General features: G+C 42.2%; 1 protein-coding gene. It reads right to left on the bottom strand.

All coding sequences use genetic code 11. The features are described from left to right. The coding region (locus tag QYB95_RS19235) for a DDE-type integrase/transposase/recombinase (protein WP_301139949.1) at nucleotides 1-225 on the bottom strand (225 nt) is incomplete at both ends.

Below are 225 nucleotides of genomic sequence, written 5' to 3'. Positions count from 1 at the left end.
CACTTCATAATCCCGAAGAAATTCTCCATGACAGAATTGTCGTAACAGTTTCCTTTACGAGACATACTTTGTACAATCCCTTTAGATTCTAGCGCTTGACGATATCGCTTCATTTGATAGTGCCATCCCTGATCTGAATGCATCAATAGTTGATGCTCTTCTGGTAGGCGTTCCAAAGCCTTTTCCAACATCTCTGAAACAAGCGAATACGTTGGTCTAGAGCCG

Source organism: Ureibacillus aquaedulcis, from assembly GCF_030418165.1.
Lineage (GTDB): Bacteria > Bacillota > Bacilli > Bacillales_A > Planococcaceae > Ureibacillus > Ureibacillus aquaedulcis.
This window is presented reverse-complemented; position numbering and strand designations above follow the sequence as displayed.